This is a genomic window from Nocardia sp. NPDC004604 (assembly GCF_040609795.1).
GTDB lineage: Bacteria > Actinomycetota > Actinomycetes > Mycobacteriales > Mycobacteriaceae > Nocardia.
On the sequence record NZ_JBEXLC010000041.1, the window covers coordinates 38650 to 63182 of the forward strand.

The 24533-nt window shown below is 65.1% G+C and carries 22 protein-coding genes, 2 tRNA genes and 1 pseudogene; 8 read left to right on the forward strand and 17 right to left on the reverse strand.

What is annotated here, in order from left to right; genetic code table 11:
- Positions 1–11 precede the first annotated feature (11 nt).
- The 3 genes from ABZW16_RS17015 to ABZW16_RS17025 all read left to right on the forward strand — a co-directional run bounded on the left by ABZW16_RS17015 (position 12) and on the right by ABZW16_RS17025 (position 3973).
- Positions 12–1538, forward strand: a complete 1527-nt coding sequence (locus ABZW16_RS17015; RefSeq protein WP_354956787.1) for a protein kinase — start codon at positions 12–14, stop codon at positions 1536–1538.
- On the forward strand, positions 1535–3442 hold the full coding sequence (gene pknB, locus ABZW16_RS17020; protein ID WP_354956789.1) for a Stk1 family PASTA domain-containing Ser/Thr kinase: 1908 nt from the start codon (positions 1535–1537) through the stop codon (positions 3440–3442). Before ABZW16_RS17015 ends, pknB begins: the two co-directional genes overlap by 4 nt.
- A gap of 111 nt (positions 3443–3553) precedes the next feature.
- Positions 3554–3973: a CBS domain-containing protein gene (locus ABZW16_RS17025; protein ID WP_354956791.1), complete on the forward strand. Its 420-nt coding sequence runs from the start codon at positions 3554–3556 to the stop codon at positions 3971–3973.
- Between the two features lie 27 nt (positions 3974–4000).
- Here the strand turns inward: ABZW16_RS17025 and ABZW16_RS17030 are convergent, their stop codons facing one another.
- From ABZW16_RS17030 to ABZW16_RS17040, 3 genes are read right to left on the reverse strand one after another with little or no spacing between them, the layout of a single operon-like run.
- Entirely contained in the window at positions 4001–4450 is a 450-nt protein-coding gene (locus tag ABZW16_RS17030; protein ID WP_354956793.1) for a deaminase, read from the reverse strand.
- Positions 4451–4476: 26 nt separating this feature from the next.
- A complete protein-coding gene (locus tag ABZW16_RS17035) occupies positions 4477–5172 on the reverse strand; it encodes a dihydrofolate reductase family protein (protein ID WP_354956795.1) in 696 nt (231 codons plus the stop codon).
- The gene (locus ABZW16_RS17040; RefSeq protein ID WP_354956797.1) at positions 5169–5813 is read right to left on the reverse strand and encodes an aminodeoxychorismate/anthranilate synthase component II; all 645 of its coding nucleotides are present in this window, start codon (positions 5811–5813) and stop codon (positions 5169–5171) included. The genes ABZW16_RS17035 and ABZW16_RS17040 overlap by 4 nt, the downstream gene beginning before the upstream one ends.
- A 207-nt stretch (positions 5814–6020) precedes the next feature.
- Between ABZW16_RS17040 and crgA the strand changes: the two genes are divergently transcribed.
- Together crgA and ABZW16_RS17050 are read left to right on the forward strand one after the other, a co-directional pair.
- Positions 6021–6284: a cell division protein CrgA gene (gene crgA / locus ABZW16_RS17045; protein ID WP_354956799.1), complete on the forward strand. Its 264-nt coding sequence runs from the start codon at positions 6021–6023 to the stop codon at positions 6282–6284.
- A 195-nt stretch (positions 6285–6479) separates the two neighbouring features.
- A complete protein-coding gene (locus ABZW16_RS17050; RefSeq protein WP_354956825.1) occupies positions 6480–6881 on the forward strand; it encodes a PH domain-containing protein in 402 nt (133 codons plus the stop codon).
- Between the two features lie 43 nt (positions 6882–6924).
- Here ABZW16_RS17050 and ABZW16_RS17055 read toward each other — a convergent pair whose 3' ends face one another.
- A complete protein-coding gene (locus tag ABZW16_RS17055; protein WP_354956801.1) occupies positions 6925–7794 on the reverse strand; it encodes a rhomboid family intramembrane serine protease in 870 nt (289 codons plus the stop codon).
- A gap of 4 nt (positions 7795–7798) precedes the next feature.
- Complete coding sequence (locus tag ABZW16_RS17060; protein ID WP_354956803.1) at positions 7799–8326, reverse strand: peptidylprolyl isomerase; 528 nt, start codon at positions 8324–8326, stop codon at positions 7799–7801.
- A 290-nt stretch (positions 8327–8616) separates the two neighbouring features.
- Between ABZW16_RS17060 and ABZW16_RS17065 the strand changes: the two genes are divergently transcribed.
- Complete coding sequence (locus ABZW16_RS17065; RefSeq protein ID WP_354956805.1) at positions 8617–8829, forward strand: hypothetical protein; 213 nt, start codon at positions 8617–8619, stop codon at positions 8827–8829.
- 25 nt (positions 8830–8854) lie between these two features.
- Here the strand turns inward: ABZW16_RS17065 and ABZW16_RS17070 are convergent, their stop codons facing one another.
- The 3 genes from ABZW16_RS17070 to ABZW16_RS17080 form a co-directional block, all read right to left on the reverse strand.
- Entirely contained in the window at positions 8855–9673 is an 819-nt protein-coding gene (locus tag ABZW16_RS17070) for an ABC transporter permease (protein ID WP_354956827.1), read from the reverse strand.
- A 29-nt stretch (positions 9674–9702) separates the two neighbouring features.
- Positions 9703–10722: an ATP-binding cassette domain-containing protein gene (locus tag ABZW16_RS17075; RefSeq protein WP_354956807.1), complete on the reverse strand. Its 1020-nt coding sequence runs from the start codon at positions 10720–10722 to the stop codon at positions 9703–9705.
- Between the two features lie 693 nt (positions 10723–11415).
- Positions 11416–12357: an acyl-CoA dehydrogenase family protein gene (locus ABZW16_RS17080; protein ID WP_354956809.1), complete on the reverse strand. Its 942-nt coding sequence runs from the start codon at positions 12355–12357 to the stop codon at positions 11416–11418.
- A 163-nt stretch (positions 12358–12520) separates the two neighbouring features.
- Between ABZW16_RS17080 and ABZW16_RS17085 the strand changes: the two genes are divergently transcribed.
- Together ABZW16_RS17085 and ABZW16_RS17090 are read left to right on the forward strand one after the other, a co-directional pair.
- Complete coding sequence (locus ABZW16_RS17085; RefSeq protein WP_354956811.1) at positions 12521–13231, forward strand: YoaK family protein; 711 nt, start codon at positions 12521–12523, stop codon at positions 13229–13231.
- 40 nt (positions 13232–13271) lie between these two features.
- Complete coding sequence (locus ABZW16_RS17090) at positions 13272–14519, forward strand: hypothetical protein (RefSeq protein WP_354956813.1); 1248 nt, start codon at positions 13272–13274, stop codon at positions 14517–14519.
- A 276-nt stretch (positions 14520–14795) separates the two neighbouring features.
- Here the strand turns inward: ABZW16_RS17090 and ABZW16_RS17095 are convergent.
- From ABZW16_RS17095 to dnaN, 9 genes and pseudogenes are all read right to left on the reverse strand, one after another.
- Positions 14796–14868 (reverse strand) — tRNA-Ala (locus ABZW16_RS17095).
- A gap of 25 nt (positions 14869–14893) precedes the next feature.
- Positions 14894–15001, reverse strand: coding sequence for a DLW-39 family protein (locus tag ABZW16_RS17100; RefSeq protein ID WP_218007666.1), 108 nt, complete (start codon positions 14999–15001; stop codon positions 14894–14896).
- A 29-nt stretch (positions 15002–15030) separates the two neighbouring features.
- Positions 15031–15104 (reverse strand) — tRNA-Ile (locus ABZW16_RS17105).
- Between the two features lie 132 nt (positions 15105–15236).
- Positions 15237–16259 carry a DUF3566 domain-containing protein gene (locus ABZW16_RS17110; RefSeq protein WP_354956815.1) on the reverse strand — a complete coding sequence of 341 codons (1023 nt, stop codon included), beginning with the start codon at positions 16257–16259 and terminating at the stop codon, positions 15237–15239.
- Between the two features lie 39 nt (positions 16260–16298).
- Positions 16299–18821 carry a DNA gyrase subunit A gene (gene gyrA / locus ABZW16_RS17115; protein WP_354956817.1) on the reverse strand — a complete coding sequence of 841 codons (2523 nt, stop codon included), beginning with the start codon at positions 18819–18821 and terminating at the stop codon, positions 16299–16301.
- Between the two features lie 47 nt (positions 18822–18868).
- Entirely contained in the window at positions 18869–20908 is a 2040-nt protein-coding gene (gene gyrB, locus ABZW16_RS17120; RefSeq protein ID WP_354956819.1) for a DNA topoisomerase (ATP-hydrolyzing) subunit B, read from the reverse strand.
- A 400-nt stretch (positions 20909–21308) separates the two neighbouring features.
- A complete protein-coding gene (locus ABZW16_RS17125; RefSeq protein WP_354956821.1) occupies positions 21309–21869 on the reverse strand; it encodes a DUF721 family protein in 561 nt (186 codons plus the stop codon).
- 197 nt (positions 21870–22066) lie between these two features.
- Entirely contained in the window at positions 22067–23248 is a 1182-nt protein-coding gene (gene recF, locus ABZW16_RS17130) for a DNA replication/repair protein RecF (protein WP_354956823.1), read from the reverse strand.
- Positions 23249–23384: 136 nt separating this feature from the next.
- Positions 23385–24443: pseudogene (dnaN, locus tag ABZW16_RS17135) on the reverse strand (DNA polymerase III subunit beta); the annotation flags it as partial.
- Positions 24444–24533: the final 90 nt, after the last annotated feature.

Below are 24533 nucleotides of genomic sequence, written 5' to 3' on the forward strand. Positions count from 1 at the left end.
CGGGGGCCGGGATGCTGAACAACGGCGCGATGATCGCCGACCGATATCGCCTGCAACGCCTGATCGCCACGGGCGGTATGGGCCAGGTCTGGGAGGCGCTCGACACCCGGCTGGACCGCCGGGTCGCGGTGAAGGTGCTCAAGTCGGAGTTCTCGGCCGACCCCACCTTCCGGCACCGGTTCCGTAGCGAGGCCAAGACCACGGCCCAGCTGAATCACCCCGGCATCGCCGGTATCTACGACTACGGTGAGACCCTCGATCCGAGCGGTGGCGAAACCGCCTACCTGGTCATGGAACTGGTGCAGGGCGAGCCGCTCAATACGGTGCTGAACCGGCTCGGCCGACTCTCGGTGGCCCAGGGGCTGGACATGCTGGAGCAGACCGGCCGCGCACTCGAGGTCGCACATGCCGCCGGCGTCGTACACCGTGACGTGAAGCCGGGCAATATCCTGGTCACCCCGCACGGTCAGGTGAAGATCACCGACTTCGGCATCGCCAAGGCGGTCGACGCCTCCCCGGTGACCAAGACCGGCATGGTGATGGGCACCGCCCAGTACATCGCACCGGAGCAGGCGGTCGGCGAGGATGCGACCGCAGCCAGTGATGTTTACGCACTGGGTGTGGTTGGGTATGAGGCGCTGGCCGGACAACGGCCGTTCACCGGTGACGGCGCGATCACCGTCGCGATGAAACATGTGCGCGAGGCCCCGCCGCCGATGCCGTCCGATCTGCCACCCAATGTGCGTGAGCTCATCGAGATCACCATGGGCAAGGATCCGACGCTGCGCTATGCCAGCGGCGGCGAATTCGCCGACGCGGTCGCCGCCGTGCGTGCCGGCCGTCGCCCACCACCGCCGGTCGCCACCGGCGCACCGATGGCGACCGGTGCGACCCGGGTGCTGCCGCCCGGCCCGACGGTGATTCTGCCGTCGCAGGACCATGAGGGCCCGACGGTCCGGTACAACACCCCGGCCACCCCGATGGGTGGGGCGGGCGCCGGTTCGAGCAGACAAACGCCCGCCGGCGCGCCGAGGACCGTGATGAGTTCCGGTGCCACCCGAGCCAACTCGGGGCCCGGTCCGGAGACTTCGAAGTTCACCAGCGGCCAGAAGGTCGGTGCGGCCGTCGCCGTCGGCGCGGTACTGCTCGTCGGTCTCGTGCTCTGGTTGCTCTTCGGTGGCGATACCAATCCGGATACCGTGCGCCCGACCACCACCACGAAGGTCGTGCCGCCGCCGGTGATCGCGCCGACGACGATAACAACAACAACCGAGCCGCCGACGACCATCGTTCCCACGACAAGACCGGCACCGCCACCGCCGACAACAACGGAAGCGCCGACGACGACAACGCAGCCGCCGACGACGACTCCGAGCACCACGGCGCCGACTACGACGAAGACCTCGAAAACAACGACTCCGTCCACCACCACCAGAGGCTCGTGGTTCCCTACGCTCGACTTACCATTTCCGGATAGTCCCGGTGCCCGAGGACCCTCGGCCACCCCCGGCGCTGCTACTCCGCAAGGACAACCATGACGACCCCGAAGAATCTCTCCTCCCGCTACGAGCTGGGTGAGATCATCGGGTTCGGCGGCATGTCCGAAGTCCACAAGGCGCGTGATCTGCGGCTCAGCCGGGACGTGGCGATCAAGGTGCTGCGCGCCGACCTCGCCCGCGACCCAACGTTCTATCTGCGCTTCAAGCGCGAGGCTCAGAACGCCGCCGCACTGAACCATCCGGCCATCGTCGCGGTCTACGACACCGGCGAGGCGGAGGTGGACGGCGGCCCGCTGCCGTACATCGTGATGGAGTACGTCGACGGTGACACGCTGCGCGACATCGTGCGCGGTAAGGGGCCGATACCGCCGCGCCGGGCCATGGAGGTCGTCGCCGACGTCTGCGCCGCACTGGACTTCAGCCATAAGGCCGGGATCGTGCACCGCGATATGAAGCCGGCCAACATCATGATCAACCGGGCCGGCGCGGTGAAGGTGATGGACTTCGGCATCGCGCGGGCGATCGCCGACAGCTCCAATCCGATGACCCAGACCGCGGCCGTGATCGGGACCGCGCAATATCTGTCGCCCGAGCAGGCGCGCGGTGAGACCGTCGACGCCCGCTCGGATGTCTATTCCGTCGGCTGTGTGCTGTTCGAAATCCTCACCGGCGAGCCGCCTTTCACCGGTGACTCCCCGATCGCCGTTGCCTACCAGCACGTCCGGGAGGACCCGCGGCTGCCTTCGCACGTCCATAACGGAGTGCCGCGCGAGCTGGACTCCGTCGTGCTCAAGGCGATGAGCAAGAATCCGGCCAATCGGTACCAGTCCGCGGCCGAGATGCGCGCCGATCTGATCCGGGTGCTCGGCGGGCAGAAGCCGAGCGCGCCGATGGTGATGACCGACGAGGACCGCACCACCATCCTCGGCTCCAACGAACCGCCGCCGCGCAACTTCCGGACCGTCGAGCGCAATGACGACACCGCCGAGCAGGAACGCGCCGAACCGGCGAATCCGCGCCGCAATCTCTACATCGCACTCGGCGCGGCGGCCGCGGTCATCGTGGCATTCGCCCTGTTCTGGGTATTGATCGGGCCAGGTGCGCGCCCGGATCAGGTTGACGTGCCCGACCTTTCGAACATGACGGCGCAGCAGGCTCAGGAATCGCTGCAGAAGCGCGGCTTCACAGTGGCCATCCAGCAGAACCCGAATGGCAAGGTGGCCACCGGCAATGTCATCTCGACCCAGCCGCTCGGCGGTTCCCGGGTCGACAAGGGCAGCACCATCACCGTGCAGGTCTCCACCGGACCGGCTCAGGTCCCGGTGCCTCGATTGGACGGCATGACCCTGCAGCAGGCCGAGCAGCAGCTCAATGCCAACGGCCTGCGGATGGACCCGACCGTGCAGCGCAAACCGTCGAGTGCGCAGGAAACCGACAAGGTGATCGGCACCGAGCCGTCGGCGGGCAACCGGGTCGATGTCGACCGGGCCGTGGTCGTGATCCTCGGCGCCGGACCGGAACAGATCCGGGTGCCGAATGTGGTCGGACAGGACATCAGCGTCGCGCAGCCGAATCTGGTGGACAGCGCCGGATTCAAGATCACCGTCCAGGAGGTGCCCTCCTCGAAGCCCAAGGGCGAGGTGATCGCGACGAATCCGGCTGGCGGCACCACGGCCGACAAGGGGTCGGCGGTGACCGTGCAGGTCTCCAGTGGTGACCAGGTCACCATGCCGTCGCTGATCGGGCTGACCTCGGCACAGGCCGTGGACAAACTGCGTCAGGCCGGGTGGACCGGCTCGGCGGCACAGATCAACCAGTCGGCCCAGGGCACCTTCGATACCAATAGCGTCGGGCGGGTGGTCAGCCAGCAGCCCGCCGCGGGTTCGTCGATCGCGAAGACCGGAACGATATCGGTCACCATCTACGTCCTCGGTCCGCCATAGCGGCACCCAGGTCAAGCACCTGAATACGCGGAGAGGCGGACCGCACGGTCTGATCGGAGCGAGAATGGGGCTGCCCATCCCCAACCCCACTGTGGAACAGGAGGCAGCCCCATGACCACTGCCAGGGACATCATGAAGCCAGGGGCCGAGTGGATTTCCAAGGACGAGAGTGTCGGCAAGGCCGCGCGGGTAATGGCCGAACGCGGCGTCGGCGCACTGGTCATCGCCGATGAGAACGAACGGATGTGCGGGATCATCACCGACCGCGACATCGTGGTCAAATGCGTCGCCCAGGGCCGGGCGCCGTCGACCACCCGCGCCGAAGAACTCTGTGCGGCGACCCCGCGGTGGGTCGACGCCGATGCGGATGTCAACGAGGTGCTCGATCAGATGGAAAGTCATCGGATCAAGCGGATGCCGGTGATCGAAGCCAAGCGGCTGGTCGGGATGATCAGCGAGGCCGACCTCGCACGGCACCTCGACGACAACCAGCTCAGCGAGTTCGTCACCGCGATCTACGGCAGGCCGTAGCTCGCGTCCCGACGGATTCGGCACCCGTCACGAAAGATCCAGGTGGCGATTCATCGACATCGCCTCCTCGGCCAGCTCCGCCAGTTCGACCACCTCGACGCCGTGCTGGCGCAGCTTCTCCACGCCGACGCAATTGGTCACGAAGGTGGCCGGTTCGCGCCAGGCGATGACCACTCGCGGAATACCGGCCCGCAGGATCCGGTCGGTACACGGCAGCCGCGTCGCGGTGGCGCGCTGTGAACACGGTTCCAGGGTGGAGTAGATCGTCGCTTCGGCCAGCCGAGGATCGTTCGCGTCGAGTTTGTTCAGCGCGGACTCTTCGGCATGGACCTTCGCATCGGTCTCCCGCGAGTAGCCCGTCGAGATTTCGACGCCATCGGCCACGATGACCGCACCGACCGAGAACGCGGTCGGACTGGTCGGGCACAGCCGCGCCAGTTCGATTGCCCGGCGCATGAATTGGATATCAACAGACATCGGAAGACCTCCGCGGTCGGGGACACTCAGCGGTCATGCGCGGCACTGCCGGACTGTCGCGGCAGATAGCGCAGCAGCGCGATATCACCGATCTGCGTGACATCGGCCAAATGCATTCTGCGAGCCGGGTAGGCGGCCGGACCGAGGAAGCGGGGTGCTGCGGCATGTCCGATGACGATCGGCGCGATCGCCATCTGCAACTCGTCGGCCAGGTCCCGCGAGAGAAATTCCGTGTGGACGCGCGTGCCACCTTCGACCATCAGCCGGGCGATGCCGCGCCGACCGAGATCGTCGAGCAATGCACCGAGCTGGATTTCGGCGCCAAGGGAGACCACCTCGGCGAGACCGGCCAGCCGAGCGCCGAGCTTCGCCGCACCGGCGGCGGTGGTGTAGACGAGCTTGCCGCCGCCGTGGTGCCAGAACCGCAGTTCCGGATCCAGATCACCGCGCGCGCTGACGGCGATCTTCAGCGGGTATTCCGGCTTACCCGCCGCAATGCGCGCCGCCCGCCGCTGCGCGCTGTTGACCAGCAGTCGGGGGTTGTCGCGACGGAGCGTCTCGGCACCGATCAAGATCGCGTCGGAATCCGCGCGCAGCTGATCCACCCGATCGAAATCCGCCGCATTCGACAGCTTCAGCCGCTCCGGGGTCGCATCGTCGATATATCCGTCGACGCTGACCGCAACCGACAACAGGACGTAGGGCCGGATTTCTTGCGTCACTGGGTCACCAGTGCCGCAACCTCCGCCTCCAGCAGCTCCACCAACCCCTCCGACGGCCGCTCGCCGCATACCTCGAGCCAGTTCGCCAGCATCCGGTGCCCGCCCTGGGTCAGCACCGATTCGGGATGGAATTGCACACCGTGGATCGGCAGTGTGCGGTGCCGCATGGCCATGACGATTCCGGACTCGGTGCGGCCGATCACCTCGATATCTGCGGGCAATGTGTCCTCGAGGACGGTGAGCGAGTGGTATCGGGTCGCGGTGAACGGATCGGGCAGCCCGGAGAGCACGCCAACGCCCAGGTGGAACACCGAACTGGTCTTGCCGTGCAGCAGTTCCGGCGCGCGGGTGACCGTACCGCCGAACGCCTCGCCGATGGCCTGATGACCGAGGCACACCCCCAGCAGCGGAATGCTGTGTCGGGCGCAGGCGTGTACGAGGTCGATGCTCGCGCCAGCCCGATCCGGGGTGCCGGGACCGGGGCTGATCAGGATGCCGTCGTATTCGGTGACGACGGCATCGAGGTCGGCCAGCTTCGGGTCGTCATTGCGCCAGACCACGGCCTCGACACCCAACTGGCCGAGGTACTGCACCAGGTTGAACACGAAACTGTCGTAGTTGTCGACGACCAGAACACGCATGCTGTCGAGATTACGTGGCGACCCGGCGGGCCGTCGCATCCATTACCAGTTGGGATAGCCTAGAGGCAGACCGGAGGGGACCTGAGCCCTCGCCCGGCCCCTTCGGCGCTCGCCGGATCGGGGACTGCGGCGAGCGAGCCGGGGCACCATAATTCAACCGAATCCTGCCCGCCGGTACCCGACCTGAACGCCGAACACGAGGACGACATGCCCAAGTCAAAGGTCCGTAAGAAGACCGACTACACGATCAATCCCGCCAGCCGCACGCCGGTGAAGGTGAAGGTAGGACCGTCCCCGGTCTGGTACGTCGTGATCATGCTCGGCTTCATGCTGGCCGGGCTGGTCTGGCTGCTCGTCTACTACCTGGCCAATGACCGCATCACCTGGATGGCGGATCTGGGCGCGTGGAACTTCCTGATCGGCTTCGGGTTGATGGTCATCGGCCTGATCATGACGATGCGGTGGCGCTGACCGGCCCATACCCGGCTGGTTCGAGCGACCTGCAAACCGTCCCACCGGCTGGGATTACAGACGTGTCATTCATGCACACCTGTGGATAACCATGTGGACAACTCGAGGAACGATTGGGGAAAGTGACGCGTGGATCCCGAATCCGATTCTCCTGATCCGCTGCCGCCCGAACCACGCACCACCTGGACGACGCCGATGGCCGCACTCATCGCGGTCACCATCGGCGGCGTGGTGCTGGCCGGTGCCGCCATCCTCGCCAAGGATGGACCGAGCCGTCTGCTCATCGGGTTGGCCGCGGTCGGCCTGCTGGCATTGGCCGGACTCGGATTTCGGCAGCGGCCTCGACTGAGCATCGCCTCCGGACCCGAGCCACGTCTGGTGGTTCGCACCCTCACCGGACCGACCGAATACCGGCGCGATCAGATTCTGCGCGCGCGGGTCGTCGGTTACCGCCGCCTGGGCCGCAAGAATCCCATGCTCGAAATCGATGTCGAGCACCACGGCGACGAACGCCTGCTCATCTTCGGCCGCTGGGATCTCGGCACCAGTCCCGACGAAGTCTTCGAAACTCTTGTCGCGCATGGCCTCGCGCAGTAGCAGACGCTGAATCCGCGCGGGGACAACGTTTCACGTGAAGCATTTACCGCAGTGACATCGCTGCGGCAACGATGACGGCAAGTGCCGCGACCGCGACCGCGGCAACCGCCGCCCAGCCGATCATTCGTGCGTTGTCTTGGGATTTCGCGCGTAACCACTCGGGCAGGAACAGAATGCCGAGCGCGGCGAGCGTACCGGCGGCCAATCCACCGAGGTGTCCGGCCAGGGAGATACCGGGTAGCGAGAAACTGATGAAGACATTGATGCCGATGAGGATCAACATCTGATTCGGATTCTGCCGCACCCGGATCAGGATCACCGTGATCGCGCCGAACAGGCCGTACACCGCGCACGACGCACCTGCGGTGAGACTGTCCCTGGCGAAAATCATGACAGCGGCCGAACCGCCGAGCAGTGACACCAGATAGACCACCAGATACCGCGCCCGGCCGAGTACCGGCTCGATACTCCGGCCGACCACATACAGCGCGAACATATTGAGCAGTAGGTGGATCGGACCGTAGTGCAGGAACCCAGACCCGATCAGCCGCACATATTGGCCGTGCGCCACCGCGGGCGGGTACAGCACCCAGTCGACGTACAGCGCGGAATGGGCGGTGTTCTCGACCAGACTGCGCGATTGGCCAGCGGTGATCGCGAAAACAATGGTGTTCAGCGCGACCAGCGCATAGGTGACATACGGAATCGGGGTCCGTGCGGTCTGCGCACCGGCCACGGTGCGGACCGGGCGGTCCGCACGCTGACCTTGACGGATGCAGTCGACACAGTGCTGACCCACCGCGGCGGGTCGCAGGCAGTCCGGACAAGCGGGCCGCCCGCAACGCGTGCAGGCAAGGCCCGTCGGGCGATTGGGGTGGCGGACGCACGTCGGTGCGGGCGGCTGAGCGTTCATCGGATCATTCGATAGTGATTGCGGAGATGGTGACAGCTTCCTTGGGACGGTCGTTGCGATCGGTGGCCGTGGTCGCGATGGCATCGACGACCTTGCGCGAATCGGGGTCGACGACCTCCCCGAAGATGGTGTGCTTGCGGTTCAGGTGTGGCTGCGGGCCGACGGTGATGAAGAACTGCGAACCATTGGTTCCCGGTCCCGCATTCGCCATCGCCAGCAGGTAGCCGCGGTCGAAGCGCAGCTCTGGATGGAATTCGTCGCCGAATTCGTAACCCGGTCCGCCACGTCCGGTGCCGGTCGGGTCACCGCCTTGAATCATGAACCCGTCCATCACCCGGTGGAAGACCCCGCCGTCGTAGAACGGCCCGGAGTTTCCTCCACTCGCATTCTCGGTGGTGTACGGCGCCGAGCCATCGGCCAGGCCGACGAAGTTCCGCACCGTCTTCGGGGCGTGGTTACCGAAGAGCGAGATCTTGATATCGCCGTAGTTGGTGTGCACCGTCGCCACGGCGGTCTGATTCGGTGAGGTCACCCCGTCATGCTAGCCATCGTCCGACACGGTCTTGCAGCGCCGGTGGCTTGGCGCGTCACGAGTCGACAGCGCCCCGGAGACTGTGCATAACCGGTCAACTGATCTCCCTTGTACATGGGTAACTCGGCGGGCACGCCCAAACCAGGGAGGCACTCGACCGCCGGCCCTCGACGGGGACCTCGAGGCTCCGGACTTGTGTGGCCTAAATATTCGGGGAGGCGGATGAGCGCCGGATGCGGCCGTGAACTGGTACTACTGCGCGACGCGCGGGTATATGCAACAGTTGTCGAATGACCTTGGGGCGACTGTTTGTATCCGCACGTTCTCGTAACCGACTGATCGCCGCGGTCGTTGTCGCGCTGGCCGGTGGCGTGGCCTGGCTGGTACGCAGCAAGCGCCCGCAGCCGCCGGAGCCCGCACCGGCGCCGCCGCGAATCGGATACTCCCGCAATGGTTCCGCGCCGACGCCCGTGGCGGGCGCCGGCGTGGACAACAGTCGCTGACGGACGGTGACCGAGCACGACCCGGTCACCGGCTGACGGTGCGCTGGTACTGCCGCAGCGCAAGCGGGATGAACACCAGCAGGATGATCACCACCCACGCCAGCGTGGTCACCACCGGATGCTGCATGGACCAGGCATCCGATTTGGGCGCCAGCGGGCTGGTATTGCCGAACAGGTCGCGGGTGGCCTGGGTGACCGCGGACACCGGATTCCATTCGGCGAATATCCGCAGCGCCGCCGGCAGATTCTCCAGCGGAACGAAGGTATTCGCCAGAAAGGTCAGCGGGAAGATCACCATGAAGCTGGCATTGTTGAACACCTCGGGCGCGCGGACCAGCAGTCCGACGACGGCCATGATCCACGAGATCGCGTAGGCGAACAGCAGCAACAGCACAAACGCGAGCACGGCGTCGAGCAACGATCCGCGAATCCGCCAGCCGACAACATATCCGGTCAGTGACATCACCACGAGGCTGACCACGTTGATCACCACATCGCTAATGGTGCGCCCGACCAGTACCGCCGATGGCGCCATCGGCAGCGAGCGGAACCGGTCGATAATGCCCTTCTGCATATCCTCGGCCAGGCCCAATCCGGTGAACGTCGCGCCGAACACCACCGACTGCGCGAAAATGCCCGCGATCAGGAACTCCCGGTAGCCGCCCGACATGCCCGGCACCTCGATCGCCGAGCCGAAGATATAGGCGAACAGCAGCACGAACATGATCGGCGACAGTGTCGAGAAGATCAGCACATCGGGCACGCGCCTGATCTTGATGACATTCCGCTTCGCGATCGTCACGCTGTCGCTGGCGACGATGGACAGGCGTTCACCGAGTGACATGGTGGTTCTGGTGTCCAGAGTGGCCGCGGTCATCGGTTGCGTCCTTCCGTTGCTTCGAGCCGATCCGCGGCCATGCCGCCATTGCGTCGTCCGTCACCGTTGATCAGCTCCTCGGCCTCGTGTCCGGTGAGGCTGAGGAAGACGTCGTCGAGCGACGGACGACGCAGGCCGACATCGTGGATCTGTACGTTGTGCACGCTCAGCCTGCCGATGGCGTCGACGAGCGCCTGCGAGCCGTCGCTGACCGGAACGGTGATCCGGCGCAGCCCCGGCTCCAGATGGATCTCCCCGTCCGCCAGGCCCTGCAGCGCCTCCTGGGCGGTCGCGAGATTGTCGGCGTGGTCGACGGTGAGTTCGATGCGGTCGCCGCCGACCAGGGTCTTGAGCTCGTCCGCGGTGCCCCGGGCGATCACCCTGCCGTGGTCGATCACCGCGATGGAATCGGCCAGTCGGTCGGCCTCCTCCATGTACTGCGTGGTGAGCAGCAGGGTGGTGCCGCCCGCAACGAGTTCCTCGATGACATCCCAGAGGTCGAGCCGCGCACGCGGATCGAGTCCGGTGGTCGGCTCGTCGAGGAAGAGCACCGGCGGATTCGCCACCAGCGCACCGGCCAGGTCGAGGCGGCGGCGCATACCTCCGGAATAGCCCTTGACCGGCCGGTCGGCGGCGTCGCTGAGCCGGAATCGCTCCAGCAATTCCCTGGCCCGCTCCTTACTTCGCTGCACACCCATGTGATAGAGCCGCCCCACCATTTCCAGGTTTTCGAATCCGGTGAGATATTCGTCGACGGCGGCGTACTGTCCCGACGCGCCGATGCGCGAGCGCAGTGCCTGTGGATTGCGGAGCACGTCGATACCCGCAACCGTCGCGTGGCCCGCGTCCGGAATCAGCAGGGTGGTGAGCACCCGGACGGTAGTTGTTTTGCCCGCACCGTTGGGTCCGAGCAATGCGGTGACGGTACCCTCCGGCACCGATAGGTCGAGTCCATCGAGGGCGACCAACTGGCCGTATCGTTTGACCAGACCCTCGGCGACTATTGCGTCGGGCATGATTCTCCTGGGGTTCGAGGCCGTTACTCGAGCCAGTATTGCCCTGGGCACCGACAATTTCCTGTGATTATTCGCCCACCTGGCATATCACCCGCCGACAGCGGCAGTGCCGGACATAGAACGGTCGCATCCCGTTCCGGGCGGTGCTCGGGGGTGCCGGATCGGGATGCGACCGGTTTCGATCATCGCGCCCTGGTACTCGACCAGCGCGCGTAGCGCACTACCCGATTCGGGCCCGGCCGGTACTCGGAGTCCGCGTACACGACATGCCCGCTCCCGAACGACACGCGGCAAATCCGGCCAAATCCACAGCCGGGGATACGAAACCGCGGCGCGATTCCGGACCGACAGCAATCGGTCGGCATGGTTTTCACATTTCGTTCGGCAGGTAGCTGGATCACGATCGCTCCGTAAAACCGTGCGCGACAACATTTTTGACAACAGTCACGGATTTGCCGAACGAACCGGCTATCGACCGGTCCGGCTACCTGGCCGACAGCAACGCACCTAGCAGGTAAGCCGACCCAAAAAATCTTGGAAAGTGGCGATCCCCACGCACACACAATCCTGGATCATCGCGTAGGATCATTCACGTCGGCCCCTCCCCCCCGGGCCGACCTTACGCGGGCCTCGGCTAACTCCCCCCCTTCGCCGAGGCCCGCTCCCCATTTCTGGGGCAGGTCGAAATCCGGCTCAGCTATCCGTCGGCACCGCTGGGATATCGTCGATGCCCACCGATTGCCAGGCCACCGTCAACCGTTGCGCCCGTACCTTTCCCGCCGTTGCCAGTAGCCGACGGTCGCGATCCCACCGCTCGCGGGTGACCGGGTCGGCGCGGGCCCAGAGCGGCTCCAGTTCCGTCAGCACCGACTCGAAGAATTCATACGCCCCGCCCAGGGCGATATGTCCGCCGGGCGCGGTAGGACGAGCCATATCCAGGCCCCGCACGAAGGCCACCGCCGCGAGCAACCGCTGCAGCACCGCCCGCGGCCAGCCGGACTCGCGCCCGACCCGCACCAGCCAGCCGAGCGTTGCCGCGAGCACGTGCACATCCTCGATGGTGCGGAATGGTTTGAGGTAATCCGAGTACCCGTCCCCGGGCAGCACCTGGGCCACAGCGTCGGCGAATGTCACCGTGGCGTGCGGGATTTCGGGTGCAAACGGTATCGCGGGCAGATTCGTCACGTGCACGCCGGGTTGTCCGGCGTCCACGAGTACGGCGCGCAGCCGATTGCGCCCATCCGTCGCCACGCCCGCGCTGGCGATCACCAAGAGCCGCCGCGCCAGGATCCCCAATGTCGTAAAGGTCTTCGTCCCGTTCACCCGCCAGCCGCTGTCGGTTTCGGTCAGCGCGGTCTGGATCGCGGATGGATGCGCGCCGCCCGCCTCGGTCGCGGAGACCGCGACCAGTTCATCGGCCGCGAGATCGGGCAGTAGGGCGCGCAGCGCCTCCTGATATCCGGACAGGAATGCGAAACCCAGTCGGTCCGCACCGAATCCACCGGCAATCGCGATATCCACCGTCGTATCGAATCGCCCGGCGGCCACTCGATGCCGGATCCAGGCATCGGCAACTGTCTCGAGCGGTGTCGGATCGAGCACTTCGGTCAGCAGATAGTCGAACACAGAGTCCACTCGTGCACGCTAACCGAGAATCGGCCATTCGATCGCGCCGGAACCTCGGCGTCCTTTCCGCGAATATCCGGCAATCCTTATCGAACACCTCGGCGATGCGTCAGCGGATTCTCAGAAGGACCGGGTATCACTGAGTCGTAATCCGCCAAGAGGAGCCCGACCAGTGCCGAAACCGGATCTAGAGCGCCGAAAGAAGCTCTTCGACGCCAACGCGCGGCTGTCCTGGGCGCTCGCGGCATTGGCGGGTCTGATCGGAGCCGCGGCCTTCATGCATACCGCTGGCTACTTCGTCACCTTTATGACCGGCAATACCGACCGCGCCATCCTCGGCTACTTCCACGACGAACCGGACCTGGCCGTCGCCGCGGCCCTGCTGCTGCTGTCGTTCCTGGCCGGGGTGGTGGTCGCCTCGTTGTGCCGCAGGCATTTCTGGTCCGGACATCCGCACGGCCCGACGCTGCTCACCACCCTCTGCCTGGCCGCGGCATCACTACTGGACAGCATCATCTACTGGCTGACGAGCGCCACCAATATCGACCTCATTCCCATCCTGCTGGTGGCCTTCGGCGTCGGCGCCCTCAACACCTCCTTCGTCAAGGACGGCGAGGTCTCGGTGCCGCTCAGCTACGTCACCGGAACACTCGTCAAATTGGCCCAGGGCATCGAACGCCATATCAGCGGCGGCGATTACGCCGACTGGCTCGGCTATTTCCTGCTCTACGCCGCCTTCTGCTCCGGTGCCCTGCTCGGCGGTCTGCTGAGCCTGCTGGTGGCGGGCTGGGCCATGCTCATCACCGCCACCGTGGTGTGCCTACTCACCACCTGCTACACCTACCTGCACCTGGACCGCCACGGCCCACCAGCGACCAGCTGACCCCCGTGCGCGCCGTCGAGTCGACGGATACGGTTGTCCGGTGGGGAGTTTCGATGAGCTGACGCGCGATCATTTTGCGACACTTGTGCTGCGGCATCTGGCCGAGGTCGGCAAAGAGGTCGCGGGGTACGACGCCGAGGCGTTCCGGATCGAGTTCATCGACGGATCCGAGATCGGACTCGACAATGTGTACCACGATGTTATTCGCCTTTCCGGGGCGCGGCGCGCGGCGCAGATCGCCCGGTTTGTGGCATTGGTGAGGGGCGACGAGCACGTATATGTGCCCACCTGGGAGAAAGCTCGTCCGCTATTGCGCCCGATTCTGCGTTCGGCCACCTACAAACAGGCGACGACCGACGATCTGCTACACCGCAGGCCCGAGTTGGCCACCCGCGAAGCTGCGCGGTTCGTGAGCCGCCCGGCCTTCCCATTCGTCGACGAGTTGGTGGCGATCGACCTGCCGAACTCCCGTAACATCGTCAACAACTCGATCCTTGCGAGCTGGCCGGTCTCGGCCGACGAGGTCTTCGCGACGGCCCGCAAAAACCTGGAAACCATTGCACAGCCCCATAATCCACGCGGCAATGCGATCCTCAGCCTGAACGACGACGAGGGCAGCGGCTACATCACCTCGTGGCTGCTCGCACCCGGCTGGCTGGCAAGTTTCAGCCAGCGATACAGCGGCCGCCGCCCGGTAGCCTTCATACCCGATATCAACAACCTCATCGTGGTCCCCGACATCCCACACCTGCTCGCGCGCATCTATCGCCAAGTCGAGGAACAGTACGTCAACGCACGCCACTGCCTCTCACCCCAGGGCTACACCCTCGACGAAGACGGCACCGTGGTGCCCTTCGACCGGGCGGGCCCGCACGAGCAGCACCAGACCGCCGTCCGCGCCGGATACCGCTTGGCGCTCTGGGAATACGCCGTCCAGGCCGACTGGCTCAACAAGGCACTGGAGCGCGATTTCGAATTCCGCTGCTACGGCTTGAAGATGGCCATCGTCGGCGATATCAAGATCGCGGGCACCGACACCTGGCCCTACACCTACACCGTATGGGGCAAAGGCGTCGACTACCTGCTCCCCGCCGCCGACTACATCATGTTCGCGAGCACCGACGCCGACAACAACGCCGTCCCCGTCTGCACCGTCCCATTCACCGCAGCCCTCGAAATAACCGGCCTCACACCAGTTCCGGGCATGTCCCCCATCCGCTTCGAAGCCCGGTTCTGGCCCGACGAAACAATGCTCGCCCAGTTGAAGCACGCCTCGGTCGCCCTGTGAACTGAGCGGAACGCCGATGGCTGGACGGAAGCGCGACTACCCCGTGGGCGGAACCCGACAACCTCGACGAGCCACAGTTCTCGAAGGTGTAGCGACCAACCTCTGAGCCACCCGCCGCTCGGCAAGCCCAACCGCCGAGCCAACAACCCAACGCAACCACGAACAAGGGGGCCGGGTGGCGAAGCCCCTCCGGGTGGGGTTCGGGGCTTCGCCCCCGAAAGACACGCGAAACGAGACAAGGCCCACGCTCTCCGTGAGCATGGGCCTGGTATCGAGTGGAGCCTAGGGGAATCGAACCCCTAACCCCTGCCTTGCAAAGGCAGTGCTCTGCCAATTGAGCTAAGGCCCCGAATCCCTGCTGTCCGAGGACAGAATCAGCGGGTGGTGACTTCGTGCCACAGGTCCGCATCGTCGCGCTTGCGCAGCTTGGTGATTCCGATGAGAACCGCGACTACGACACCGACCGTGAGAAGAATTTTCATGATTCCCACCCTACTGTGATGTTCGGGAGTGGGCCTAGGAGGACTTGAACCTCCGACCTCTTCGTTATCAGCGAAGCGCTCTAACCGCCTGAGCTATAGGCCCTCATCTCGTTCGGATACCTGCCGAAGCTGCTAACCGAACCGAGGCACGAGATTACCTTACCTGCCCGCCGATGACCAAAACGGCCGGTCACCGCCCTGCGCGAGGGCAGCGACCGACCGTTCGGCAACCGTTCTAATCGGGGTCGGCCAGGGTCACCTGAATGCCACCGACGAGGTCACAGCACTGGTTGTAGATGAAGACGCCGACGGTCGCCAAGGCTGTGAAAAGCACCACATTGATCAGCCCGATGACGCCCGCGTATCCGAAGACGGAACCGGCGTCGACCAATCCGACCGATCCGCTGTCCGAGGAGACCATATCGGTGAAGGTGCTGTTGAGCCGCTCCCAGACACCCATGCCCTCGAGCACGATGTAGAGCAGGCCGACCGCGAGCATCCACACGAAGAACATGGCCACGCTGATCACCAGCGAGATCTTCAGGGTCGACCACGGGTCGATCCGGCGGATCTGCACCGTCGCCCGCAATGGTTCACCCGTGGCGACGGCCGCCGCGACGGCGACCGGAACCGCGGGCGAGACCGGGGTGGCCTGCGGACCCGGAGTTTCGACCGGCAGCGGATGCCGGATCTCCGAGAGGTCCGGCATGTCCTTGATCAGTTCCGGGCGGGCGATGCTGCGGGTCGGTCCGTCGATGCCGACGGACTTCACCATCGCCGCTTCCTTGCGCGCGGCCTTGGCCGCCAGATCCGCGGTGGTGCGGGCATTGCCGCCACCGAGGCCGCCGCCGCCACCAGCGAGGCCGCCGCCACTGCTGAGCCCACCGCCGGTGGAATTCGGACGACCGGTCACTGGCGACTGCCCGGGCCGATACAGGTTCGACTGCGGCTCCCGCTGCGGCAACTGCGACCAACCCTCTTGGAAGTGAGACTGGCCGTTGCCCGCGGAATCGCCGGCATCCTTTTTCGATCCGGCCCCGTCGGCAGCGCCCGGTTCCGGCGCCTTGAACGCGACTTCGCCTGGCGGGTTGCGGTTTTCATGCGGCTGGGCACCTCCCGGCGTGCCAACCGGCTGGCCGTTCTCGGCCGAGGCGACGGGCCGTGGGATCGGCCGAGGCGGAATCGGTGACGGTGCGATACGTTCGGTTACACCGTTCGTCTGGTGCCGCTCGTCATTCGGCTGATTCGGAGTGGTCAATGGGAATCCTTAGATCCGTTCGTTGCCGCCGCTGTGGGGTTATTGCTCAGAGGAACCGGTGTCGCCGTCTCCGCCGACGATCGCATCAGGATCGGGTTCGTCGGCATTGCGCGCGATAGCAAGCAAGGTATCGCCATCGGCGAGGTTCATCAATCGCACGCCCTTGGTCTGCCGTCCAGCCTTACGAACCTGCTTCGCCGCCGTCCGGATAACGCCACCGCCCGACGTGATCGCATACAACTCATCCTCGTCGTCGACGATGAGCGCACCGACCAGGGTGCCACGCTTGGTGTCGTATTGGATAGTCAATACGCCTTTACCGCCCCGACCCTGCGGGGTGTATTCCTCGATCGCGGTCCGCTTGGCATAGCCGCCGGAGGTCGCGACGAGCAGGTAGGTATCGGCACGAACCACATTGAGCGACAACAGTTCATCGTCGGCATTGAACCGCATGCCCTGCACACCGGAGGTGGCGCGGCCCATCGGACGCAGCGCCTCGTCGGTGGCCGAGAACCGGATCGACTGCCCCTGCGCCGACACCAGCAGCAGATCGTCGTCGGCCGAGCACAGCACGGCGCCGACCAGCTCGTCCTCGTCGCGCAGGTTCACCGCGACGATGCCGCCGCTGCGGTTGGAGTCGAAATCGGAGAGCTTCGACTTCTTCACGAGGCCATTCCTGGTGGCGAGCACCAGATACGGGGCGTCCTCGTAACCCTTGATCTGAATGATCTGGGCGATCTTCTCATCCGGCTGGAACGCCAGCAGGTTGGCCACATGCTGACCACGCGCGGTCCGGCTGGCCTCGGGCAGTTCGTAGGCCTTTGCGCGGTACACCCGGCCCTTATTGGTGAAGAACAGCAGCCAGTCGTGGGTGGAGCTGACGAAGAAGTGCTTGACGATGTCGTCCTGCTTGAGGCCCGCGCCCTGCACACCCTTACCGCCGCGCTTCTGGCTGCGGTACAGGTCGGTCTTGGTGCGCTTGGCGTAGCCGGTCTCGGTGACGGTGACGACCACATCCTCGCGGGCGATGAGATCCTCATCGGCCATATCGCCGTCGTTGGCCACGATCTTGGTGCGCCGCTCGTCGCCGTACTTCTCGACGATCTCGGCCAGTTCATCGCGCACGATCGCGCGCTGCCGCTCGGGCTTTTCGAGAATGTCCTTGAGGTCGGCGATCTCGGCCTCGATCTTGACCAGATCGTCGATGATCTTCTGCCGTTCCAGGGCCGACAGCCTGCGCAGCTGCATATCGAGGATGGCGGTGGCCTGGATCTCGTCGATATCCAGCAACTGCATCAGGCCGGTGCGCGCGGTGTCGGTATTGGCCGAACGCCGGATCAGCGCGATGACCTCGTCGAGTGCGTCGAGTGCCTTGACCAGGCCGCGCAGAATGTGGGCCCGCTCCTCGGCCTTGCGCAGCAGGTAGCGGGTGCGCCGCACGATGACGTCCAACTGGTGCTCGACGTAGAGCCGGATCATCTGATCCAGGCGCAGCGTGCGCGGCACGCCGTCCACGATCGAGAGCATATTGGCGCCGAAGCTGGTCTGCAGCTGGGTGTGCTTGTAGAGGTTGTTCAGCACGACCTTGGCCACCGCATCACGCTTGATGGTGACCACGATCCGCATACCGGCACGGTCGGAGGACTCGTCGTGGATATCGGAGATGCCCGCGATCTTGCCGTCCTTCACCTGCTCCGCGATGGAGTTGATGAAGTTGTCGGTGTTGACCTGGTACGGCAGCTCGGTAATGACAATGGTGGTGCGGCCGCGGTTGTCCTCTTCGATCTCGACGACACCGCGCATGCGGATCGAGCCACGGCCGGTGGTGTAGGCGTCGTGGATGCCCTGACCACCGACGATGAGGCCGTAGGTCGGGAAGTCCGGACCCTTGACCCGCTCCATGCAGGCGGCGAGAGTCGCCTCCTCATCGGCCTCGTAGTTCTCCAGCGCCCAGTAGACCGCCTCGGCCAACTCATTGAGGTTGTGCGGCGGGATATTGGTCGCCATGCCGACCGCGATGCCGTTGCTGCCGTTCATCAACAGGTTGGGCACACGGCTGGGGAGAACCGTCGGCTCCTGTGAGCGGCCGTCGTAGTTCGGCGTGAAATCGACCGTCTCGTGGTCGATTTCACGCAGCAGCTCCATCGCCAACGGAGTCAGGCGGCATTCGGTGTACCGCATCGCGGCCGCGCCGTCGTTGCCGCGGGAGCCGAAGTTGCCCTGGCCGTCGACCAGCGGATAGCGCAGCGACCACGGCTGGGCCATGCGGACCAGGGTGTCGTAGATCGAGGCGTCACCGTGTGGGTGGTAGTTACCCATGGTCTCGGCGACCGGGCGGGCGGACTTCACATAGCCGCGGTCGGGACGGTAGCCGTTGTCGTACATCGCGTAGAGCACCCGGCGATGCACCGGCTTGAGGCCGTCGCGGACGTCGGGCAGCGCGCGGCCGACGATCACGCTCATCGCGTAATCGATATAGCTGCTCTGCATCTCGTTCTGGATGTCGACCGGCTCGATCCGGTCACCCGCTCCGCCGTTGGGTGGCAGGGTGGTTTCAGTCATCTAAAAGTCTCCTTTGGCACCGGACGTGGAATTACGCGTCACGCCGGTTACACGTCGAGGAAGCGAACGTCCTTGGCATTGCGGGTGATGAAGCTGCGACGTGCCTCGACGTCCTCACCCATCAGGATGGAGAACAGCTCGTCGGCCGCGGCGGCGTCGTCGAGGGTGACCTGACGCAGTACCCGCACCGAAGGATCCATGGTGGTCTCCCAGAGTTCCTTGGCATTCATCTCGCCGAGACCCTTGTAGCGCTGGACACCGTCGTCCTTGTTGATCTTCTTGCCCGCGGCGAGACCCGCCTCCAGCAGGCCGTCGCGCTCGCGATCGGAGTAGGCGAACTCCGGATCGGACCGCTGCCACTTGAGCTTGTACAGCGGCGGCTGGGCGAGGTACACGTGCCCGTGCTCGACTAGTGGCCGCATGAAGCGGAACAGCAGCGTCAGCAGCAGGGTCGAGATGTGCTGGCCGTCCACGTCGGCGTCGGCCATCAGCACGATCTTGTGGTACCGCAGCTTGGCGATATCGAATTCGTCGTGGATGCCGGTGCCGAAGGCGGTGATGATCGACTGGACCTCGTTGTTCTTGAGGACGCGGTCGATGCGGGCCTTCTCGACATTGATGATCTTGCCGCGCAGCGGCAGGATCGCCTGGTACATCGAATCGCGGCCGGACTTGGCCGAGCCACCGGCGGAGTCACCCTCGACGATGTAGATCTCGGACTTGCTCGGATCCTTGGACCGGCAGTCGGCCAGCTTGCCGGGCAAGCCGCCGAGGTCGGTGGCGCTCTTGCGGCGCACCAACTCACGCGCCTTACGCGCCGCAACGCGGGCCTGTGCCGAGGAAACCGCCTTGTTCACAATGGTCTTCGCATCGGCCGGATTGGCCTCGAACCAGTGCGAGAGGTGCTCGTTGCAGGTGCGCTGCACGAACGACTTGACCTCGGTATTGCCGAGCTTGGTCTTGGTCTGGCCCTCGAACTGCGGTTCGGAGACCTTCACGCTCACGATGGCGGCCAGACCCTCGCGGATATCGTCACCGGTGAGGTTGCCGTCCTTCTCCTTGAGCAGCTTCTTGTCCTTGGCGTACTTGTTGACCACCGTGGTGAGTGCCGCGCGGAAGCCCTCTTCGTGGGTGCCGCCCTCATGGGTGTTGATGGTGTTGGCAAAGGTGTGCACGGACTCCGAGTAGCCGGAGTTCCACTGCATCGCGACCTCGAGTTCGTGCCCGGTGCCCTTACCGGTGAAGGCGACGACCGAGTTGTGGATGGCCTGTTTGGTCCGGTTGATATGCCGGACGAAATCCTCCAGACCACCCGGGTAGTGGTAGGTCCGCGTCTTCACCTTGTGCTCGACCGGCGCGGCGGGCGCATCCGGATCGGCATGCTTGGGCGCCTCGGCGGTATCGCTCACCACCTCGTCGATGACGTCGCTCTCGGCCACCCGCTCGTCGGTCAGGGTAATGGTGAGGCCCTTGTTCAGGAACGCCATCTCCTGCAGGCGGCGCGCGACCGTCTCGAAGTTGTAGGTGGTGGTCTCGAAGATATTCGGGTCGGCCCAGAAGCGAATCGTGGTGCCGGTGCGCTTGGTCCGATCGCCCTGCATCAGCTTGCCGGGCTTGGAATCCTTGTATTCCTGCGTCCAGTGGTACCCGTCCACGTCCACATCCGCCTCGAGGCGGCTGGAGAGCGCGTTCACCACGGAGATGCCGACACCGTGCAGACCGCCCGACACCGCATAGGAATCGGAGTCGAACTTGCCGCCGGCGTGCAGCTGGGTCATGACGACCTCGATGGTGGGCACACCCTGGGCGTGCATGGCTACCGGGATACCGCGGCCGTCGTCGATCACCTCGACGCCACCGTCCGCCAGCAGGGTCACATCCACCTGCGTCGCGTATCCGGCCATCGCCTCGTCGACCGAGTTGTCGACGACCTCCCAGATCAGGTGATGCAGACCGCGCTCACCGGTGGAGCCGATGTACATACCGGGCCGCTTGCGAACGGCTTCGAGACCTTCGAGGACGGTGATGGATTCGGCACCGTAATTACCTGACTTGGGCTTGTTCGAGCCGTCTGCGTTGGAGTCCATGGCAGCCACTGGTCGGTAGCTCTCCTTACTTGCTGATCCTTTGGCGCAGCGATCGGACAGCACACGTGGGGTCCCGGTTCAGATTTCTGGTCGTGAAATACGGGTCCACGCGCGGGCTGTGCGGAACGCGCCGAAGGTTCGCCGCTAGTTACCCCACCATCCTACTGGTAGACCCAAGCCACAGTGCACCTACGACACCCCTAACGGCTCCGTGGATGCGAGAAATCGGTCGGCGCCGGGTCGGTTCCGCCTTCAACCGCTTTGCGTCCGCCATTCCGCCTCCCCGACCCCTTTCCTGAGCGGTGGGCAGATCGCCGGTTTCCACATGGATCGACAGTCGAACATATATTCTACTATCAGGGTTTCACGTGGAACGACCTCGGACTGTGACAGTGCAATGCTATCCGTAGGTGTCACGAGGGCCGCGACCCTTGATATGGCGTTCACCCTTGCGCCAGCTCGGAGCCGCCGGACCGGTGATCTTCAGCGAGGTGACCACGCCCTGCCCGACCGCCGCGTTGATCTTCGCCAGGAGCTGCCCCTGGAGCATGCGCAGCTGGGTGGCCCACGCCGTCGACTCGGCAACGATGCTCAGCACGCCGTCCTTCAGCGTCATCGGAGTCGCATGCGAGGCGATATCCTCGCCCACCACACCGGCCCAGCGGCCGAAGACCATACCCTCGGCGACCTTGGCCGACCAGCCCCGATTCTTCGCGATGGCGCCAGTCAGGCTCGAAAGCAGCTGTGGGTCACGGTCATCCGGCCGCGCACCGGACCAACCGGTGCGGCGCCGGGCACCGGTACGCAGCCGACGCGGCGAGGCCCGGCCCTGTCCCACCGATTTACCGCTCGCTTTGGCGGCGGCCCGAGCCTCCTCGAGCGCGCGGCGCGCCAGATCAATGCCGCGCAGTTCTGGTTCGGGATCCGATGGAGATGCGCTCGATGCTGCTTGATCGCTCACGGGTCCGCCTCTCCCTCCACGAACCTTTGCCGGTCGTCAAACCTCGATCGTCGGACCGACGGTTCTGAACGTCCCCGGCGAGTTACGAAATCAGTTGGTGCGTTGGTAGCTATGGCTTTGCAACGCATTCGCGGGCGATCTTACCGATGAACCACGCGGGCAGAAGTCCTGGCGTCGGTACGAATCGATGTCACGGATCAGGCGGTGGGGGTTTCGACATCGGCGATTCGGGAGATCCGGCCGTCCGCACCGCCATTGGTCTCCACCTGCAGTGGTACCGCGGACAATTCCGCTGGCACGTCCTCGGGAACCGCTGCGGTAATCAGCACCTGCTCGGCCCCCGCCGCGACCTGCGCGAGTGCCGTGCGTCGGCGGCGGTCGAGTTCGGCGAAGACATCGTCGAGCAGCAGCACAGGTTCGGCGCCGGTGGCGCGCAGCAGTTCGAAGGCCGCGAGCCGCAGAGCCAGCGCGAACGACCACGATTCACCGTGGCTGGCAAATCCTTTCGCGGGTGCGGTGCCGAGCATGAGATCCAGGTCGTCACGGTGCGGGCCGACCAGGCAGACGCCGCGCTCCAACTCCTTCGGGCGCGCCGCCGCCAATTCGCGCAGCATGATCGCCTCCAGCGCCTCGGTGTCATCGGGCAGCGGTGCGCGCGCCGGATCCAGGAACTCCGCTGGCAGGCTCGCGCTGCGATAGCCGATTGCGGCCGGACGGGATTCGGGTGCGATCGATGAGTATGCCTGTGCGAGATAGGGATACAGGTCGTGCACCAACCTCAGCCGTTGGGCGAGCAGTACGGCGGCATGGGTCGCCAGATGTCCGTCCCATACGTCGAGGGTGCTCAGTTCCGCCTTCGAGCGGGCATGTCGCCCAGCGGATTTCAATAGCGCCGAACGCTGTCGCAGCACCCGGTCGTAGTCGGATCGGACCGCGGCCAACCGCGGCAACCGGGCTGTGCACAATTCGTCGAGGAAGCGGCGACGTTCGCCCGGATCGCCCCTGACCAAGGCGAGATCCTCCGGCGCGAACAGCACCGTCTGCAGAATGCCGAGAATCTCCCGCGGTCTGCGCACCGGCGATCGGTTGATCTGCGCGCGATTCGCGGCGCCCTGGTTCAGTTCGATATCGACGCGCAGCTCGCGGCCCGCATTCACAACGGTCGCACCGATCCTGGCGCGATCCGCGCCGATGCGGATCAGCGGTGCGTCGGCGGCGACCCGATGCGAGCCCAAGGTGGCAAGGTAGCCGACCGCTTCGAGCAGGTTCGTCTTACCGTTGCCATTCGAGCCGAGAAAAACCGTTCGGCCTGGGGATAATTCGAGTTCGGCATGCTCCCAGGAGCGGAAGTCGCGCAGTGACAGCGTCCGGATGAACACCTGTCTACTCCGCTCCGGCCGTCGTTATCGCCGTTTTTCGCCGCCGTCCGGGACGAATCGGCCGCAGACCACAACATCTTGTGGTCCATCCACCGTCTGTGGACGAACTGTGGATAAATCGCATCGGTGCCGATGCTCAGCCCGGCAGCCGGACCGGCATCAACAGGTAGATGTAGGGGCTTTCCAGTGCGGCGAAGGCGCCCGACTCCGTCACCTTCGGCTCCTCGTCGCTGGCGGGCAGCAACACCGCGGGACGACTCGGTGTGGTGAAGCCGAAGGTGACCCGGTCGGTGTGCAGGGCGGAAAGCCCGTCGATCAGGTAGCCCGGGTTGAATGCGATGGTCAGCGACTCACCGCGGAATTCGGCCTCGAGCCATTCCTCGGCGCGTCCGGCATCGTCACCACCCGCCGAGAGCAGCAGGCCCTCATCGGTGAACTCCAGGCGCACCTGGGCGCCGCGCTCGGCGACCAAGGCGACGCGCTTGATGGCATCGGTCAGTGTCGAGACCGGCAGGGTGGCCATCGAGGTGTGCTCCTTGGGGAGCAATTGGCGGAACTTGGGGAATTCCGCATCGAGGAGCCGGGTGGTGGTGCGACGGCCCGCGTTCACGATACCGAGCAGACCATCGGAGCCAGCACCGCTGCCGGTACCGAGCGACAGTTGCACCGGAGCATCCGACGGGCCGAGCGTCTTCGCGGCCTCCGACAGCGTCCGGGCCGGAATCAGCACCGAGGTCTCGATATCGGTGCGGGTGGGCTGCCATTCGATGTGCCGGACCGCCAACCGGAATCGGTCGGTGGCCGCGAGCACGACCTGTGGACCCTCGATCTCGACCCGGATGCCGGTGAGCATCGGCAGGGTGTCGTCGCGTCCGGCGGCGACCGCGACCTGACCGACCGCTTCGGCGAAGACATCCACGCTCAGCTCACCGGTCTGCTCGGGTACCTCGGGCAACTGGGGATAGTCCTCGACCGGCATGGTCGGCAGCGAGAATTTCGCGCTGCCACAGGTGATCAACACCCGGGTGCCGTCGATGGCGACATCGACGGGCTTATTGGACAGCGCCTTGGTGATATCGGCGAGCAGTCGGCCGGAGACGAGCACCTCGCCGGGACCGGCGACCTCGGCCGCGACGCGCATCTGCGCGGAAACCTCGTAGTCGAAGCCGGAGACGGTGAGTCCGTTCTCGCCCGCAATTTTTTCTATAATTTTTAACTCCAACTTCCCTTCACTCTCAATAAATTCATTAGCAAAATTTCTTAATCCTTCATGATGTCCAACCAT

Excerpts from the sequence above, each read along its gene's own strand:
- gyrA (WP_354956817.1), bottom strand. The coding sequence starts at position 18,821 with ATGACTGAAACCACCCTGCCACCCAACGGCGGAGCGGGTGACCGGATC.
- ABZW16_RS17015 (WP_354956787.1), top strand. The coding sequence starts at position 12 with ATGCTGAACAACGGCGCGATGATCGCCGACCGATATCGCCTGCAACGC.
- ABZW16_RS17075 (WP_354956807.1), bottom strand. The coding sequence starts at position 10,722 with ATGCCCGACGCAATAGTCGCCGAGGGTCTGGTCAAACGATACGGCCAG.
- ABZW16_RS17040 (WP_354956797.1), bottom strand. The coding sequence starts at position 5,813 with ATGCGTGTTCTGGTCGTCGACAACTACGACAGTTTCGTGTTCAACCTG.
- ABZW16_RS17050 (WP_354956825.1), top strand. The coding sequence starts at position 6,480 with ATGGCCGCACTCATCGCGGTCACCATCGGCGGCGTGGTGCTGGCCGGT.
- pknB (WP_354956789.1), top strand. The coding sequence starts at position 1,535 with ATGACGACCCCGAAGAATCTCTCCTCCCGCTACGAGCTGGGTGAGATC.
- ABZW16_RS17055 (WP_354956801.1), bottom strand. The coding sequence starts at position 7,794 with ATGAACGCTCAGCCGCCCGCACCGACGTGCGTCCGCCACCCCAATCGC.
- gyrB (WP_354956819.1), bottom strand. The coding sequence starts at position 20,908 with ATGGACTCCAACGCAGACGGCTCGAACAAGCCCAAGTCAGGTAATTAC.
- crgA (WP_354956799.1), top strand. The coding sequence starts at position 6,021 with ATGCCCAAGTCAAAGGTCCGTAAGAAGACCGACTACACGATCAATCCC.
- ABZW16_RS17100 (WP_218007666.1), bottom strand. The coding sequence starts at position 15,001 with ATGAAAATTCTTCTCACGGTCGGTGTCGTAGTCGCGGTTCTCATCGGA.
- ABZW16_RS17030 (WP_354956793.1), bottom strand. The coding sequence starts at position 4,450 with ATGTCTGTTGATATCCAATTCATGCGCCGGGCAATCGAACTGGCGCGG.
- ABZW16_RS17070 (WP_354956827.1), bottom strand. The coding sequence starts at position 9,673 with ATGTCACTCGGTGAACGCCTGTCCATCGTCGCCAGCGACAGCGTGACG.
- ABZW16_RS17065 (WP_354956805.1), top strand. The coding sequence starts at position 8,617 with ATGACCTTGGGGCGACTGTTTGTATCCGCACGTTCTCGTAACCGACTG.
- ABZW16_RS17025 (WP_354956791.1), top strand. The coding sequence starts at position 3,554 with ATGACCACTGCCAGGGACATCATGAAGCCAGGGGCCGAGTGGATTTCC.